Below are 15,011 nucleotides of genomic sequence, written 5' to 3'. Positions count from 1 at the left end.
GCCTCAGGACCTGGTTTGCGGCGTCAGAGCCTGGCGCAAGCGCTCGAATTCCTGGTTGAAATCGAGTGTACGCCGTTGGGACGTCATGGCTGCCAGGACGTCGCTGCCGCCATTGGCGGACGGACGCACCCAGGCCCAGACGCGCCGGTCGCGGATGTAGAACATGGAGAAGACACCCAGGATCAGCAGCAGGCAGCCGATATAGACCGTGGTCTTGCCGGGCGTGCGGCTGACCTGGAACACGCTGGCCTGCACGTGCTTGAAGTCGCTGAGCGCGAAGAAGGCCGGCGCGGGATAGACGGACAGGTCGGACAGCGCGGCCACTGCCAGGCGCGACCACTGCGCCTGCGCTTCGTCTTCGGTGACGGGCGGCAGGTTGGCCCGCTGGCGCGTGATCGTACGCAGCTCGGCCACGCTGGCGCCCAGCAGGCGCACCACCACGTCGGCCGCGCGTTCGAGCTCGGCGGGCGGTGTGTTGGTCTGCAGGAAATCGGCGATGGCCTGCAGGCCGCCGCGCGAGAAGGTCTCCAGCGCGCGTTCGGCGGCGGTCTGCAGCGGCGCCGGATCGGAGCCCGGCGGCGCATTGCGCCGGGCGAAGCGGCGCGCGGCCTCGCGGCGCGCCACCGGGTCGTTCAGCGCGGCGCGCAGGCGCATGAATTCGGCCACGGAGCCGTTCTCGTCGGTCGGGATGCGCAGGTAGCGATAGGGCTCGGCAGGACTGTTGCGCACCCCCGCCAGCAGCACCTGCGCGCCATCCAGCGTGACCGGCAGCATGTAGTTGCGGAACTCATGGGCCTGGCCGGCGTCGTCGATCAGGCGGTATTCGATGCTGGGACCGACGTTGTGCAGGTTCTCGTTCTTCTTGCCGGCCGCGCTGCCCGACACCGACGCCACGTGGTCGCCCAGGCTCATGGCCGCGCGCGAGGCGTCGGGCCGGCCCGAGGTCAGGTCCTCGACGTTGATGGGACGCAGCGCGGTGATGTCCACCTGCATGGAATACGGCTTGCCCTGCGTACCCGTGGCGGTGACCTCGGACTGCTTGCCCACCGTGCCGTCCAACTGGAACGTGCCGGCATCGGCGCCCACCAGCGGATAGCCGGTGAGCTGCACGGAACTGCCGCCATCGTCGAAGCTGGACTGGTAGACGGTGACGCCCTTGTAGCGCAACGGCTCATTGACCTCGATGGTGGCGTCGAACGACTTGCCGTTGTCGGGATCGAGCACCTCGACCTCGCTGGCGAAGCGGCTGGGCATGCCCGTGGAGTAGTAATCCACGATGAATTTCTTCAGCTTCAACGCAAACGGCAACGGCTGCACCAACGCGCCATCGCCCACCATGACCACGGCGGTGCCGACCTGGCTGCCCTCGGGCACCAGCACGCTGGCGCGGAAGCTGGGGTTGTCCACCGACAGGCGTCCGCTGGGCGGAACGTCGGCGATCAGCATGTTGTCGGTGATGGGATGCTTGCCGCCCAGCATGACCTGCAGGCGCACGGCCAGCTCGCTGTCCAGCAGCCCGCCAATACAGATGATGACCATGGCCGCGTGGGCGAAGATGTAGCCCAGGCGGTTGGCGCTGCCCTTCTTGGCGGCCAGCATCACGCCGTCGCCGTCGCGGCGCTCGCGCACGGCATAGCCCAGCTGGCCCAGCTTGGCGCGCACGTCGGCGGCGGCCTGGTCCACCGGCACGGGTTGCTCGGCCTCGACGCGATGCGGGAAGGCGCGCAGGCTGCTGGCGCGCACGTGCTCGCGGAACGAACGGGCATCGCGCAGCATCCTGGGCGCGTTGCGGATCAGGCAGATCGAGGTGGACACCACCAGGAACGCCATGATCACCAGGAACCACCAGCTGTTGTAGACGTGCCAGATGGAGAATTTGTCGAACACCTCGTACCAGAACGGACCGAACTGGTCGACGTAGGTATTGGAGGGACGATTCTGCGCCAGCACCGTCCCGACGATGCTCGCCACACAGATGAACATCAGCAGGCTGACGGCAAAACGCATCGAGCTCAGCAGCTCGACCAGGTCGCCGGGCAGACTGCGCAGCGAAGAGCGGGATCGGGGGGGCAAGGTTGAATTCATGTGAGAAAGGGGAGCCGCGGCGCCGCGGCTCCCCTTCATGGACAGTGCGACACGGATTTGAGTTCCGTGCGCGAGTGTTTCAATGGCGGCCGCAACACAGCACCCCTGCCGGGGTACGGCCGGCAGGCGCTATGTTAGCGCAGGCCGGCGGCGTAGTCGGCGACAGCCTTGATATCGGCATCTGTCATGCGATCCGCGATGTCATGCATGGGAACGCTGCTCTTGCGGTCGCCGCTGCGGAACAGCTTCAGCTGTTCTTCCAGGTAGGCGGGAAACTGGCCCGACAGGCGCGGATACTGGCCGGGAATGCCGGCGCCGTTGGCGCTGTGGCAGGCCGCGCAGGCCGGCACGCCGCGATCGGGCAGGCCGCCGCGCCAGATCTTGCGGCCCAGTTCGACCAGGTCTTTCTGCCCCGCGGTGGCAGGCTGCTTCAGAGGCTGCGCAGCCAGATACAAGGCCACGTTCTGCATGTCCTGGGGCGTCATCGACTGGACGATGGCCGTCATGGGCGAGGGATTGCCCCCCGCGCCATTGCGCGCGGGCGCCTTGGCGCCTTCCTTGGCCTTGAAGTCGGTGAGCTGCTTGACCAGATACTCGTGCGGCTGGGCAGCGATATTGGGATTGGCCGGCAGCGAGCTGTTGCCCCCCGGCCCGTGACAGGTCACACAGGCGATGATGCCTCGCGCGGCATCCCCCTGGGTGAACAGCTGTTCGCCCTTCGCGGCATCGGGTTTCGATGGTCCGGCGCCCGCTTCCGCTGCGGAACTGACGGTGTATGCCGATGCGACCAGCATCAGCCCACTTGCTACCAACATCCGGGACAGCACATGCTTCATGTGTAAACCTCGACGATCGGTATCGATCAAGGCACGATGAACACCGCGCCTACGCCTGCCCGCACGCCTACTGCTTCCACGCCGCGTACGCCACGCGCATGGCCTGATGGCCATGATCGATGGCTTACGTGTCGTCTCCGGCCTCCCGCCCCTCTTTACTCAGTCCCGTTTTGACTCAGATACTACTGACCAAGAATCGCGGACGAATTTGCCGATCCCTCGTGCGGGGACCTATGTTGCAAACGCCGGATTATACAATAGGGATCGAAATCAACCCCCCCGGTATACCCGTGTCCATCCTGCACCGCGCCTCGTTCACCATTTCGGCCGCCCGTCTCGATCAGCTGCCCGCTCCGAGCGCGCCCGAAGTCTGCTTCGTGGGCCGCTCCAACGCCGGCAAGTCGTCCGCCATCAATGTGCTGTGCAACCAGCGCCGCCTGGCCTACTCCAGCAAGACGCCCGGCCGCACCCGCCTGATAAACCTGTTCGGCCTGCCCGACCCGCTCGTGCCCGGCGAGCACATCGGCTTCCTGGTCGACCTGCCCGGCTATGGCTACGCCTCGGTCGCACACCGCGAGAAAGAGCAATGGGCCGACATCCTGGGTGGCTATCTGCGTGACCGCCCGTCGCTGGCCGGCGTCGTGCTGCTGATCGACATCCGCCGCGGCGTCACGCCGCTGGATCGCCGCCTGGCCGATTTCCTGGCGCCCACCGGCCGTCCCGTGATGGCGTTGCTCACCAAGGCCGACAAGCTGCCTTACGGCCAGCGCATCCGCGCCGTGCAGGCCGTGCGCAAGGAGCTGGCCGACATCGGCCACCTGAGCGCGGTGCCATTCTCCTCCACCGAACGCATCGGCCTGCCGGAAGCGACCGAAGTGATCGAAAACTGGATTTCACCGAAGGTCGTACCATGAATCCGCACATCATCTCGCCTGCCTTTCCCGCTTCGCGCCCGCGCCGCCTGCGCCGCGACGACTTCACCCGCCGTCTGGTGCGCGAGAACGCCCTGACCGTCGATGACCTGATCTATCCGGTGTTCGTGGCCGAAGGCCAGGGCCTGGCGCAGCCCGTGGCCTCGCTGCCCGGCGTGATGCGCTATTCGTCCGACACGCTGCTGGCCGTGGCCGGGCGCTGCGTCGAGCTGGGCATTCCGGTGCTGGCCCTGTTCCCGGTGATCGATCCGTCGCTGAAGACGCCCGACGGCATCGAGGCCACCAATCCCGATGGCCTGATCCCGCGCGTGGTCGCGCAGATCAAGCAGCGCTTCCCCGAGCTGGGCGTGCTGACCGACGTGGCGCTGGACCCCTACACCAGCCACGGCCAGGACGGCCTGATCGACGAGGACGGCTACGTGCTGAACGAACCCACCGTCGAGATCCTGATCCGCCAGGCGTTGGTGCAGTCGCACGCCGGCGTGGACATCGTGGCGCCCAGCGACATGATGGACGGCCGCATCGGCGCCATCCGCCAGGCGCTGGAGGATGCGCAGCACATCCATACGCGCATCATGGCCTATTCGGCCAAGTACGCCAGCGCGTTCTACGGCCCGTTCCGCGACGCCGTGGGTTCGGCCTCCAATCTGGGCAAGTCGAACAAGCAGGCGTACCAGATGGATCCGGGCAACATCGACGAAGCCCTGCGCGAGGTGGCCGCCGATCTGCAGGAAGGCGCCGACATGGTGATGGTCAAGCCCGGCATGCCCTACCTGGACGTGCTGCGCCGCGTGAAAGACGCTTTCCGTGTGCCCACCTTCGCCTATCAGGTCAGCGGCGAATACGCGATGATCAAGGCCGCGGCCAACAACGGCTGGCTGGATCACGACAAAGTGATGATGGAGTCGCTGCTGGCGTTCAAGCGCGCCGGCGCGGACGGCATCCTGACGTACTTCGCGATCGATGCGGCCACGCTGTTGAAGGCCTGACCGCTACACGGGCACATGCAAGACGGCCGGTGTGGAAGAACGCTTCCACACCGGCCGTTTTTCATTGATGCCGGGTGCATGGCGGCGGATACGGGATGAAGCCGCCACGTGGCAGCCGATGCACCGCCAACGCCTCAACGCGCGCTGACTTTCTCCAGCGTCGCGGCAAAGCGGCGTGCATCCTGGAAGCCGATGACGCGGACGTCGGTCAGCTCGCGGCCGCCCGGTGCGAAGAACATGATGCCCGGCGGGCCGAACAGCCTGAAGCGCTTGAGCAGCGCGCGATCGTCGGCGTTGTTCTGCGTGACGTCGGCCTGCACCAGCACCATGCCGGCCATGCGCGCGGCCACCTGGGGATCGGTGAAGGTGAAGCGCTCCATTTCTTTACACGAGATGCACCAGTCGGCATAGAAATCCAGCATGACCGGCCGGGTGCTGCTGGCCAGCAGCGCATCCAGCTCGGCGTTGCTGCGCACGCGCTGGAACCTGGCCTCGGGCGCGGTGCCCGACGTGGCCAGTGCGCCCGAGGACTCGCGCGCGGCCAGGTGGGCCAACGGCTGCAGCACGTCGCGGCCGCCGCTGACCGCGCCGACCAGCCACGCCGCGGCCGCCAGGGCCAGCAGCAGGCCCAGGCCCTTGCCGAACATGCGCGCGGCGCCGGCGCCCTGCGGCAAGGCATCGAACGCCCGCAGCATGACCGCGCCCACGATGGCCAGGAAAGCCCAGCCCAGCATCTGCGCCCAGGTGGGCACGATGGGGATCACCATCCACCAGGCCGTGGCCAGCAGCAATAGGCCGAACAGTCGCTTGACGCCTTCCATCCAAGGGCCCGTGCGCGGTAGCAGGGTGCCCGCCGACGCGCCGACCAGCAGCAGCGGAACGCCCATGCCCCAGGCCAGCGCGAACAGCGCCGAGCCGCCCAGCAGCACGTCGCCCGTCTGCGAGATGTACAGCAGCGCGCCGGCCAGCGGCGCGGCCACGCACGGGCCCACGATCAGGGCCGACACGGCGCCCATCAGCACCGCGCCCGTGACACGGCCGCCAGGAATCCGGTTCGATCGCTCGGCCAGCCTGGCCTGCACGCCCGACGGCATCTGGAACGTGAAGGCGTCGAACATCGCCAGGGCCAGCACGGCCAGCAGCAACGCGAACAGGCCCAGCACCCACGGTGTCTGCAGCCAGGCGGCAAGACCTGCCCCGCTGAGGCCCGCGGCCACGCCCAGGGCCGTGTACACCACCGACATGCCCAGCACATAGGCTGCCGCCAGGCCCAGCCCACGCCAGCGCGAGGGCCGCTGCGCGCCCCCCAGCACCACCGAGGACAGGATGGGAATCATGGGCAGCACGCACGGCGTGAACGCCAGCAGCAGGCCCAGCAACAGGAACACGCCCGCCGTCTTGAGCCAGCCCAGGCCGCCGAGCGCGCCCGCCAGGCCGACGTCGCCGGCCTGCAGCAGGGACCCCAGGCGGGTGTCGGCCGGGGCCGTGGCGCCGGGGCCCTGAGCCGAGGACGCACCGGCTTGCGTGGAAGAGGCCAGGCTCAGTCCACTGCCCTGCCCCGGAGGGGACGCCGGCGCCCGCTGGCCTTCGATGGCGTAGCCAGCGCCCGCCGCGACCAGCTTCACGGCATGATCCATGGGCGGATAGCACAAGCCGGCATCCGCGCAGCCCTGGCTGGTGACCGTGATGGTCAGCGGCCCCTGCGCGCCCGCCGCCAGCGGCACCCGGATGGCCAGGTCGCGGTGATAGACCTCCATCTCCTTGTCGAAGGTGGGATCGTGCTTGACCTCGCCCTGGGGATAGATGGGATCGCCCAGCACCGCGGGCTGGGCCGGATCGGCGGCCAGCGCGAAGCGCTCGCGGTACATGTAATAGCCCGGGGCGACCTTGTAGCGCAATTCCAGGGTATCGGGCGCCGTCATCGTGGCGCTGAAGGCGAAAGCCTTCTCGGGGTCGAGGAAGTCGGCCTCGGTGGCGGCGGTGGCATGGCGGCCGGCCAGCAGCGCGCACAGCGCCAGCAGGCACGGGAACACCCAGGCGCGCAGCCAGGCTGCACGGGATGGGCCGATGGAAACCACTGCTTGCTGCCGCATGGCGTTCTCTTATTGCGCGCCCGTGGGGCGGGTCTGCTCGCGTATCCAGTCCAGATACGAGGCCAAGCCGCCCACGACGGGCACCACGATGATTTCGGGCACCTCGTAGGGGTGCAGCCGCGCCAGCGCCCGCACCACGTCCTGCTGGCGGGCCCAGGTGGTCTTGATGGTGAGCGGGATTTCCTCGGCGCCCTCGATCTCGCCCTGCCAGCGATATACGGACAGCGCGGGCACGCCAAGGTTCACACAGGCAGCCAGGCCGTCCTCGACCAGCACGTGGGCGATGCGCTTGGCCAGCAGCGTGTCGGGCGCATTGCTGAGGACCAGCACCGGATCGTCGTCGCGCATCATGCGGAGCTCCGGAAAAATCGGTCCACGACGGACCGCCGGGAGTATTTTATCGATTCGGCCCACCCTTGCCCGGAGATATCCCCCATGTCGGACGATTGCCTGTTCTGCCGCATCGCGCGGCACGATATCCCCGCCCACGTCGTGCACGAGGACGACACCTTGCTGGCGTTCCTGGACATCCACCCGGTACGCCCGGGCCACGTGCTGATCATCCCGAAGGCGCATCACCCGTATTTCGAGGATCTGCCACCCGAAGCCGCGGCGCGTGCGCTCGCCCTGGGCCAGCGCCTGGCGCGCCGCATGAAGCAGTTGTACGGCGTGCCGCGCGTGGCCTTCGCCTACACCGGCATCCACGTCGCGCACGCCCACGCGCACGTGATTCCCATGCACGACCCTCAGGACGTGACGTCCACCCAATACATCCAACAGCGCGACCTGACGTTCATCATGCCGCCGCAGGCGGATGCGCGGGTGCTGGCGGAGACGGCAGAAGCGCTGCGCGAAGCCTCGTCGGACCACGCTGGCTGAACCGGACCGCCATCCGGCCGCATTGGCAATGCGCGCAAGGCATCGTTGCCGAAACCGACGCCGCAAAAGCAAAACGGGCCCGAAGGCCCGTTCCACTTTCAGCATACGACGCTGCCGATGCGCAGCCGATTTACTCGGCGTCGCCTTCGGTTTCCGAAGCATCGAATTCCGGACGGTCGACCAGTTCCATGAAAGCCATGGGAGCGTTGTCGCCTTGACGGAAACCCATCTTCAGGATGCGGGTGTAGCCGCCGTTACGGGCCGCGTAGCGCGGGCCGATGTCGGCAAACAGCTTCACCACGGCATCGCGATCGCGCAGGCGGGCGAACGCCAGGCGCTTGTTGGCCAGGGTGGGCTCTTTGCCCAGCGTGATCAGGGGTTCGACGACGCGGCGCAGTTCTTTCGCCTTCGGCAGGGTGGTCTTGATCGCTTCGTGAGTGATCAGCGAAACGGCCATGTTGCGGAACATGGCAAGACGGTGGCTGCTGGTGCGATTGAGTTTGCGAAGGCCATTACCGTGACGCATGATGATTTCCTTTGAATCTAGGTGAGGACGTTTCCGTCTTCGTGGTTATCCGGTTCTTCTATCGGCCGGGTTCACGTTGAAACCCAAGTCGCGGTCCGGTGGAGAGAGGCACTGCGAAAAACTTGATTGCCCGAGGCGGGGCGCACGATAACACATCGTGCGCCGTCGCCTGTGGGACGCTTACAACGCTCAGGGGCGCTCGAGACCCAGCGGGGGCCAGTTTTCGAGCTTCATGCCCAGCGTCAGGCCGCGTGCGGCCAGCACTTCCTTGATCTCGTTGAGCGACTTGCGACCCAGGTTCGGGGTCTTGAGCAGTTCGTTCTCGGTACGCTGGATCAGGTCGCCGATGTAGTAGATGTTCTCGGCCTTCAGGCAGTTGGCCGAACGCACGGTCAGTTCCAGGTCGTCGACCGGGCGCAGCAGCACCGGATCGATCTGCGGCGTGCCGCGGACCGGGGCTTCGTACGAATCGCCCGCGCCTTCCAGGGCGGCGAACACGGAGATCTGGTCCATCAGGATGCGGGCCGACTGGCGCACGGCTTCCTCGGGCGAGATCACGCCGTTGGTTTCGACGTCCAGAACCAGCTTGTCCAGGTCGGTACGCTGTTCCACACGGGCGCTTTCCACCGCGTAGCTGACGCGACGCACGGGGCTGAACGACGCGTCCAGCACGATGCGGCCGATGGTGTGGGTGCGGTCTTCCGACAGCGCGCGCACGTTGCCCGGCACGTAGCCGCGGCCCTTCTCGACCTTGATCTGCATCTCGAGCTTGCCAGCGTCGGTCAGATTGCAGATGGCGTGGTCGGGGTTGATGATCTCGACGTCGTGCGGCAGCTCGATATCGCCAGCCACCACCACGCCAGCGCCGTTCTTGCGCAGGACCAGGGTGACTTCGTCGCGATTGTGCAGCTTGAACACCACGCCCTTCAGGTTCAGCAGGATGTCGACCACGTCTTCGCGCACGCCGGGAATGGTCGAGTATTCATGCACGACGCCCGTCATCTGCACTTCGGTGGGCGCGTAGCCGGTCATCGACGACAGCAGGATGCGGCGCAGGGCGTTGCCCAGCGTGTGGCCGTAACCGCGCTCGAACGGCTCCATCACGATCTTGGCGTGATGCGTGCCGACCGGTTCGACTTCGATGGAGCGCGGCTTCAGGAAACCTTGAGTGGACATGTACTGAGTTCCTTTTCAATACCCTCGGCTCGTTACACCGATAAGGCTGATGGAAGTAGGGAAAAAGTTTGCGGGCTTGGCGCCGCGCCGTGCTTCACACAACCGCAAGGCCCGCCCCACCCAAAAAGGCGGTAGCGGGCCATGACGGCGGTGCGTTTCGTACCGGCCGCCAGCGCCATGCGCCGGCTGGCCGTCGCGGAATTAACGCGAGTACAGTTCGACGACCATCGATTCGTTGATGTCGCGGGCGACATCAGCGCGATCGGGAGCCGACTTGAACACGCCGGACATCTTGGCGGTGTCGACTTCGACCCACTGGGGCATGCCGATGCTGGTGGCCAGATCGAGCGATTCCTTGATGCGGGCTTGCGTCTTCGACTTCTCGCGGATGCTGATGACGTCGCCTGCCTTGACCAGCATCGAGGCGATGTCGGCGGTGTGGCCGTTCAGCTGAATCGCGCGGTGGCTGACCAGCTGACGCGCCTCGGCGCGGGTCGAGCCGAAGCCCATGCGGTAGACGACGTTGTCCAGACGCGATTCCAGCAGCTGGATCAGCTTCTCGCCCGTGTTGCCACGGACGCGGTCGGCTTCGGCGAAGTACTTGCGGAACTGCTTTTCCAGAACGCCGTACATGCGCTTGAGCTTCTGCTTCTCGCGCAGCTGCAGGCCGTAGTCCGACGTACGGGCACCGGAGGTGCGACCGTGCTGGCCAGGCTTGGAGTCCAGCTTGCACTTGGAATCCAGCGAGCGGCGGGCGCTCTTGAGGAACAGGTCAGTACCCTCGCGGCGCGAGAGCTTGCACTTGGGTCCAATATAACGTGCCATGTGGATTCCCTTTAGATACGACGACGCTTCGGCGGACGGCAGCCGTTGTGCGGAACGGGCGTGATGTCAGCGATGCTGGAGATCTTGATGCCCAGCGCATTGAGCGCGCGCACCGACGATTCACGGCCAGGACCAGGACCCTTGATACGCACTTCGAGGGTCTTGATGCCGTATTCCATCGCGACGCGGCCAGCCGTTTCGGCGGCAACCTGCGCGGCGAACGGGGTCGACTTGCGCGAGCCCTTGAAGCCAGCGCCGCCCGACGTCGCCCACGACAGGGCATTGCCCTGGCGATCGGTGATGGTGATGATGGTGTTGTTGAAGGACGCGTGGACGTGCGCGATGCCGTCCGAGACGTTCTTCTTGACCTTTTTGCGCACGCGCGAAGCGCCGCTGGTGGAAGCTTTCGCCATTATCCAGTTCCTCGATTATTTCTTCAGGGAAGCCGCTGCGCGACGCGGGCCCTTGCGGGTGCGGGCGTTGGTGCGGGTGCGCTGGCCGCGCACGGGCAGGCCGCGCTTGTGGCGCATGCCGCGATAGGTTCCCAGGTCGATCAGACGCTTGATCGACAGCTGCACTTCACGACGCAGGTCGCCTTCCACCGTGAACACGCCAACGTGTTCGCGGATGCGCTCCAGCTCGGCGTCGTTCAGATCCTTGACCTTCTTGTCAACGGGGACGCCAGCAGCTTCGCAAATCTTGCGAGCGCGGGTGCGGCCGATGCCAAAAATGGCGGTCAGGCCGATCTCGGCGTGCTGTTGCGGCGGAATGTTAATGCCAGCAATACGGGCCATGACTGTTCCTTGATATATCCGTTCTTAGCGTGGGTACTGTCCGGTGTCGACCGGCTCAGCCTTGACGCTGCTTATGACGCGGGTCAGTGCAGATGACGCGCACGACGCCGTGACGTTTGATGACTTTGCAGTTGCGGCAGATCCGCTTGACCGAGGCCATTACTTTCATGGATGACTCCTAATTTTCCGAAAACCGGGGGGGCTCTTACTTCGAGCGGAATACGATCCTGGCTCGAGTCAGGTCATAGGGCGTGAGCTCCACTGTGACCTTGTCGCCCGGCAGAATCCGGATGTAATGCATGCGCATCTTGCCGGAAATGTGGCCCAACACTACATGGCCATTTTCAAGCTTGACGCGAAAAGTCGCGTTGGGGAGGTTCTCGAGAACCTCGCCTTGCATCTGAATGACGTCGTCCTTGGACATTGTGCTTACCGCATCGGCATTCCCGCGCCCTTGAAGTTGGACTTCTTGAGCAGCGAATCGTATTGGTGAGACATCATGTAGGCCTGAACCTGAGCCATGAAGTCCATCGTTACAACAACAATAATCAACAGGGACGTACCACCGAAGTAGAACGGGACATTCCAGCGCATCACCAGGAACTCGGGCAGCAGGCACACCAACGTGATGTAGAGGGCGCCCGCCAGTGTCAGGCGCATCAGGATCTTGTCGATGTAGCGAGCCGTCTGTTCACCGGGACGAATACCGGGGACGAACGCACCGCTCTTCTTCAGGTTATCTGCGGTCTCACGGCTGTTGAACACCAGGGCCGTGTAGAAGAAGCAGAAGAAAATAATGGCGACCGAGTAAAGCGTGACGTACAGCGGCTGGCGCGGTTCGAGCGCCACAGCCAGGTCGCGCAGCCAGGTCATGCCGCTGCTGTTGGAGAACCAACTGCTGATCGTGGCCGGGAACAGAATGATCGACGACGCGAAGATCGGCGGAATCACCCCGGCCATGTTCAGCTTCAGCGGCAGGTGCGAGCTTTGCCCGCCATACACCTTGTTGCCGACCTGGCGCTTGGCGTAGTTCACGGTGATCTTGCGCTGGCCACGTTCGACGAACACCACGAAGGCAGTCACCAGAACGATCAGGGCCACGATGAACAGCGCCGACGGCACCGACATCGAGCTGGTACGCACCAGATCCAGCAATCCGGCCAGTGCCGTGGGCAAGCCCGCGACGATACCGGCGAAGATCAGGATCGAGATCCCGTTACCCAGTCCACGCTCGGTGATCTGCTCGCCCAGCCACATGACGAACATGGTGCCGGTGACCAGCGTGATCACGGTCGTGAAGCGGAAGACGAGCCCCGGGTCCGTCACCAGGCCAGGCTGCGATTCCAGCGCAATCGAGATCCCGACCGCCTGCACCAGCGCCAGCACGACAGTGCCGTAGCGGGTGTACTGGGTGATCTTGCGCCGGCCGGCCTCGCCCTCTTTCTTGAGGGCTTCGAGAGACGGCACCACCACGGACATCAGTTGCATGATGATCGAGGCGGAAATGTACGGCATGATCCCCAGGGCGAAGATCGAGAAGCGCGACAGCGCCCCGCCCGAGAACATGTTGAACAGGCCCAGGATACCGCCCTGGTTCTGGCGGAACAGGTCTGCCAGCGCATCCGGGTTGATGCCCGGAACGGGAATATGCGTGCCCAGACGATATACAACCAGGGCGAGCACCAGGAACACGAGACGGCGTTTCAGATCGCCGTACCGCGCTCCCGTCTTGCCCAGTGCCTGTGCTTTAGCCACACGTCACCTCAAGTTCAAGCAAGCGAGCCGCCAGCGGCTTCGATGGCGGCGCGAGCGCCGACCGTCGCGGTGATGCCGCGCAGGGTAACCTTGCGCGACAGTTCGCCCGACTTGATGACCTTGGCATAACGCACTTGCTGGCCAACCACGCCGGCGGCCTTCAGGGCCTGGACGTCGACTTCCTCGACTTCCAGGGCCTGCAGGTCGGACAGACGGACTTCGGCGTACAGGTGCTGACCCAGGGGCGTGAAACCACGCTTGGGCAGGCGACGCTGCAGCGGCATCTGACCGCCTTCGAAACCGACCTTGTGGAAGCCGCCCGAACGCGACTTCTGGCCCTTGTGGCCACGGCCGGCGGTCTTGCCCAGACCGGAGCCGATGCCACGGCCGACGCGGCGGCGGGCGTGCTTGCTGCCCTCGGCGGGCTTCAGCGAATTGAGTTGAATATCAGACATCTCGATTCCTTAGACTTCCGAGACCGAGACGAGATAATCCACCTTGCGGATCATCCCGCGGACCTCGGGGGTGTCGATCAGCACGCGGCTGCTGTTGACCTTGCCCAAGCCCAGGCCGCGAACGGTGTCGCGGTGGGATTGCTTGGTGCCGATCACGGAGCGCACGAGCGTGACTTTGAGCTGTTTCTGCTGAGACATGATTTACCCCAGGATCTCTTCAACGGTCTTGCCGCGCTTGGCCGCGACTTCAGCCGGGGTCAGCGAGGCGCGCAGGCCGTTCAGCGTAGCGCGGACCATGTTGTAGGGGTTGCTGGAGCCCAGGCTCTTGGCAACCACGTTACGCACGCCCATCACGTCGAAGATAGCGCGCATCGGGCCGCCGGCGATGACGCCGGTACCGTCCGGAGCGGGCGAGATCAGCACCGTCGAGGCGCCGTGCTTGCCGACCACGGTGTGATGCAGCGTGCCGTTCTTCAGAGCAACCTTGAACATGCCGCGACGGGCCTGTTCCATCGCCTTCTGGACCGAGACCGGCACTTCACGCGCCTTGCCCTTGCCCATGCCGATGCGGCCATCGCCATCGCCCACCACGGTCAGCGCGGCGAAGCTCATGGTGCGACCACCCTTCACGACCTTGCTGACGCGGTTGACCGCGATCATCTTTTCGCGAAGACCGTCGTCGTTCTCTTTTTCCGCGGCGTTCTTGCCTTGTACTTTAGCCATTTGACAGATCCTCGCTTAGAACTTCAGGCCGGCTTCACGCGCGGCATCGGCCAGCGCCTTGACGCGGCCATGATAACGAAAGCCCGAGCGATCGAAGGCAACCAGCTCGATGCCGGCGGCCTTGGCCTTTTCGGCAACGCGCTTGCCCACCAGGGCGGCGGCGGCGGTGTTGCCACCGGCACCCGAGCCACCCAGTTGCGCACGCACTTCGGCTTCCAGCGTGGAAGCGCTGACCAGCACGCGATCGCCCTCGGGCGAGATGATGTTGGCGTAGATGTGCAGGTTCGAGCGGAAAATCGAGAGGCGATGAACGCGCAGCTCGGTGATCTTCCGGCGGGTCGGAACCGCACGACGCAAACGGGAAAGTTTCTTGTCCATGATTCGTCCTTGCGTGCGCCGTTATTTCTTCTTGGTTTCTTTGATGACGACGCGCTCGTCCGAATAACGCACACCCTTGCCCTTGTAGGGTTCGGGCGAGCGGTATGCTCGGATCTCAGCGGCCACCTGACCGACGACTTGCTTGTTGGAGCCCTTGATGACGATTTCCGTCTGGGTCGGGCATTCAGCCTTGATGCCAGCGGGCAGATCGTGCAGCACGTCGTGCGAAAAGCCCAGTTGCAGCTTCACGGCATTGCCCTGCACGGAGGCGCGGTAACCCACGCCAACCAGGTTCAGCTTGCGCTCGAAGCCCTTGCTGACGCCGGTGACCATGTTCGCGACCAGCGCCCGCACGGTACCCGACATGGCCTTGGCCTGGCGGGAATCGTTCAGGGCGGCAAAGCTCAGCTTGCCGTCTTCCTGGCGGATACCGACTTCACCGGTGAGCGCTTGCGTCAGCGAACCCAGCGGGCCCTTGACGACGATTTCACCGGCACCGATCGTGGCTTCGACGCCCTTGGGCAGTTCGACGGGGTATTTAGCGATACGTGACATGAGAATTTCT

At 65.2% G+C, this 15,011-nt stretch carries 20 protein-coding genes; 3 read left to right on the top strand and 17 right to left on the bottom strand.

Features of this window, described 5'->3' with window-relative positions; translation table 11 throughout:
• Nucleotides 1–3: 3 nt before the first annotated feature.
• Nucleotides 4–2,085, bottom strand: a complete 2,082-nt coding sequence (locus A6745_RS06160; RefSeq protein ID WP_066124778.1) for a cytochrome c biogenesis protein ResB — start codon at nt 2,083–2,085, stop codon at nt 4–6.
• Nucleotides 2,086–2,219: 134 nt separating this feature from the next.
• A complete protein-coding gene (locus A6745_RS06155) occupies nt 2,220–2,921 on the bottom strand; it encodes a c-type cytochrome (RefSeq protein WP_156513293.1) in 702 nt (233 codons plus the stop codon).
• Nucleotides 2,922–3,211: 290 nt separating this feature from the next.
• Between A6745_RS06155 and yihA the strand changes: the two genes are divergently transcribed.
• Together yihA and hemB are read left to right on the top strand one after the other, a co-directional pair.
• The gene (yihA, locus tag A6745_RS06150) at nt 3,212–3,835 is read left to right on the top strand and encodes a ribosome biogenesis GTP-binding protein YihA/YsxC (protein WP_066124776.1); all 624 of its coding nucleotides are present in this window, start codon (nt 3,212–3,214) and stop codon (nt 3,833–3,835) included.
• Nucleotides 3,832–4,842 (top strand): porphobilinogen synthase, encoded by a 1,011-nt coding sequence (hemB, locus tag A6745_RS06145; RefSeq protein ID WP_066124775.1) that lies wholly within the window; start codon nt 3,832–3,834, stop codon nt 4,840–4,842. The genes yihA and hemB overlap by 4 nt, the downstream gene beginning before the upstream one ends.
• Nucleotides 4,843–4,976: 134 nt before the next feature.
• Here the strand turns inward: hemB and dsbD are convergent, their stop codons facing one another.
• Complete coding sequence (gene dsbD / locus A6745_RS06140; protein ID WP_082852912.1) at nt 4,977–6,935, bottom strand: protein-disulfide reductase DsbD; 1,959 nt, start codon at nt 6,933–6,935, stop codon at nt 4,977–4,979.
• A gap of 9 nt (nt 6,936–6,944) precedes the next feature.
• On the bottom strand, nt 6,945–7,286 hold the full coding sequence (gene cutA, locus A6745_RS06135) for a divalent-cation tolerance protein CutA (RefSeq protein ID WP_066124773.1): 342 nt from the start codon (nt 7,284–7,286) through the stop codon (nt 6,945–6,947).
• Between the two features lie 84 nt (nt 7,287–7,370).
• Here cutA and A6745_RS06130 point away from each other — a divergent pair, with 84 nt between their 5' ends.
• Nucleotides 7,371–7,814, top strand: coding sequence for an HIT family protein (locus tag A6745_RS06130; protein WP_066124771.1), 444 nt, complete (start codon nt 7,371–7,373; stop codon nt 7,812–7,814).
• A gap of 130 nt (nt 7,815–7,944) precedes the next feature.
• Here A6745_RS06130 and rplQ read toward each other — a convergent pair whose 3' ends face one another.
• The 13 genes from rplQ to rplF form a co-directional block, all read right to left on the bottom strand.
• The gene (gene rplQ, locus A6745_RS06125; RefSeq protein WP_066124769.1) at nt 7,945–8,340 is read right to left on the bottom strand and encodes a 50S ribosomal protein L17; all 396 of its coding nucleotides are present in this window, start codon (nt 8,338–8,340) and stop codon (nt 7,945–7,947) included.
• A gap of 189 nt (nt 8,341–8,529) precedes the next feature.
• Nucleotides 8,530–9,516, bottom strand: a complete 987-nt coding sequence (locus A6745_RS06120) for a DNA-directed RNA polymerase subunit alpha (protein ID WP_066124767.1) — start codon at nt 9,514–9,516, stop codon at nt 8,530–8,532.
• 201 nt (nt 9,517–9,717) lie between these two features.
• Nucleotides 9,718–10,341 (bottom strand): 30S ribosomal protein S4, encoded by a 624-nt coding sequence (rpsD, locus tag A6745_RS06115; RefSeq protein WP_066124765.1) that lies wholly within the window; start codon nt 10,339–10,341, stop codon nt 9,718–9,720.
• A gap of 11 nt (nt 10,342–10,352) precedes the next feature.
• Complete coding sequence (gene rpsK, locus A6745_RS06110) at nt 10,353–10,754, bottom strand: 30S ribosomal protein S11 (RefSeq protein ID WP_003806930.1); 402 nt, start codon at nt 10,752–10,754, stop codon at nt 10,353–10,355.
• 15 nt (nt 10,755–10,769) lie between these two features.
• Nucleotides 10,770–11,135 (bottom strand): 30S ribosomal protein S13, encoded by a 366-nt coding sequence (rpsM, locus tag A6745_RS06105; protein ID WP_066124763.1) that lies wholly within the window; start codon nt 11,133–11,135, stop codon nt 10,770–10,772.
• Between the two features lie 55 nt (nt 11,136–11,190).
• Nucleotides 11,191–11,304, bottom strand: coding sequence for a 50S ribosomal protein L36 (gene rpmJ / locus A6745_RS27655; protein ID WP_003806928.1), 114 nt, complete (start codon nt 11,302–11,304; stop codon nt 11,191–11,193).
• Nucleotides 11,305–11,340: 36 nt separating this feature from the next.
• Nucleotides 11,341–11,559 (bottom strand): translation initiation factor IF-1, encoded by a 219-nt coding sequence (gene infA / locus A6745_RS06100; RefSeq protein WP_003806927.1) that lies wholly within the window; start codon nt 11,557–11,559, stop codon nt 11,341–11,343.
• 5 nt (nt 11,560–11,564) lie between these two features.
• A complete protein-coding gene (secY, locus tag A6745_RS06095; RefSeq protein ID WP_066124761.1) occupies nt 11,565–12,890 on the bottom strand; it encodes a preprotein translocase subunit SecY in 1,326 nt (441 codons plus the stop codon).
• Nucleotides 12,891–12,904: 14 nt separating this feature from the next.
• On the bottom strand, nt 12,905–13,345 hold the full coding sequence (rplO, locus tag A6745_RS06090) for a 50S ribosomal protein L15 (RefSeq protein ID WP_066124759.1): 441 nt from the start codon (nt 13,343–13,345) through the stop codon (nt 12,905–12,907).
• Nucleotides 13,346–13,354: 9 nt separating this feature from the next.
• Nucleotides 13,355–13,543 (bottom strand): 50S ribosomal protein L30, encoded by a 189-nt coding sequence (rpmD, locus tag A6745_RS06085; RefSeq protein WP_066124757.1) that lies wholly within the window; start codon nt 13,541–13,543, stop codon nt 13,355–13,357.
• A 3-nt stretch (nt 13,544–13,546) separates the two neighbouring features.
• Entirely contained in the window at nt 13,547–14,068 is a 522-nt protein-coding gene (rpsE, locus tag A6745_RS06080; RefSeq protein WP_066124756.1) for a 30S ribosomal protein S5, read from the bottom strand.
• 15 nt (nt 14,069–14,083) lie between these two features.
• A complete protein-coding gene (gene rplR, locus A6745_RS06075; RefSeq protein ID WP_066124754.1) occupies nt 14,084–14,446 on the bottom strand; it encodes a 50S ribosomal protein L18 in 363 nt (120 codons plus the stop codon).
• Nucleotides 14,447–14,467: 21 nt separating this feature from the next.
• Nucleotides 14,468–15,001 (bottom strand): 50S ribosomal protein L6, encoded by a 534-nt coding sequence (gene rplF / locus A6745_RS06070; protein ID WP_066124752.1) that lies wholly within the window; start codon nt 14,999–15,001, stop codon nt 14,468–14,470.
• Nucleotides 15,002–15,011: the final 10 nt, after the last annotated feature.

The organism is Bordetella ansorpii, assembly GCF_900078705.1.
In the GTDB taxonomy this organism is placed as follows: Bacteria; Pseudomonadota; Gammaproteobacteria; order Burkholderiales; family Burkholderiaceae_B; genus Bordetella; species Bordetella ansorpii_A.
This window is presented reverse-complemented; position numbering and strand designations above follow the sequence as displayed.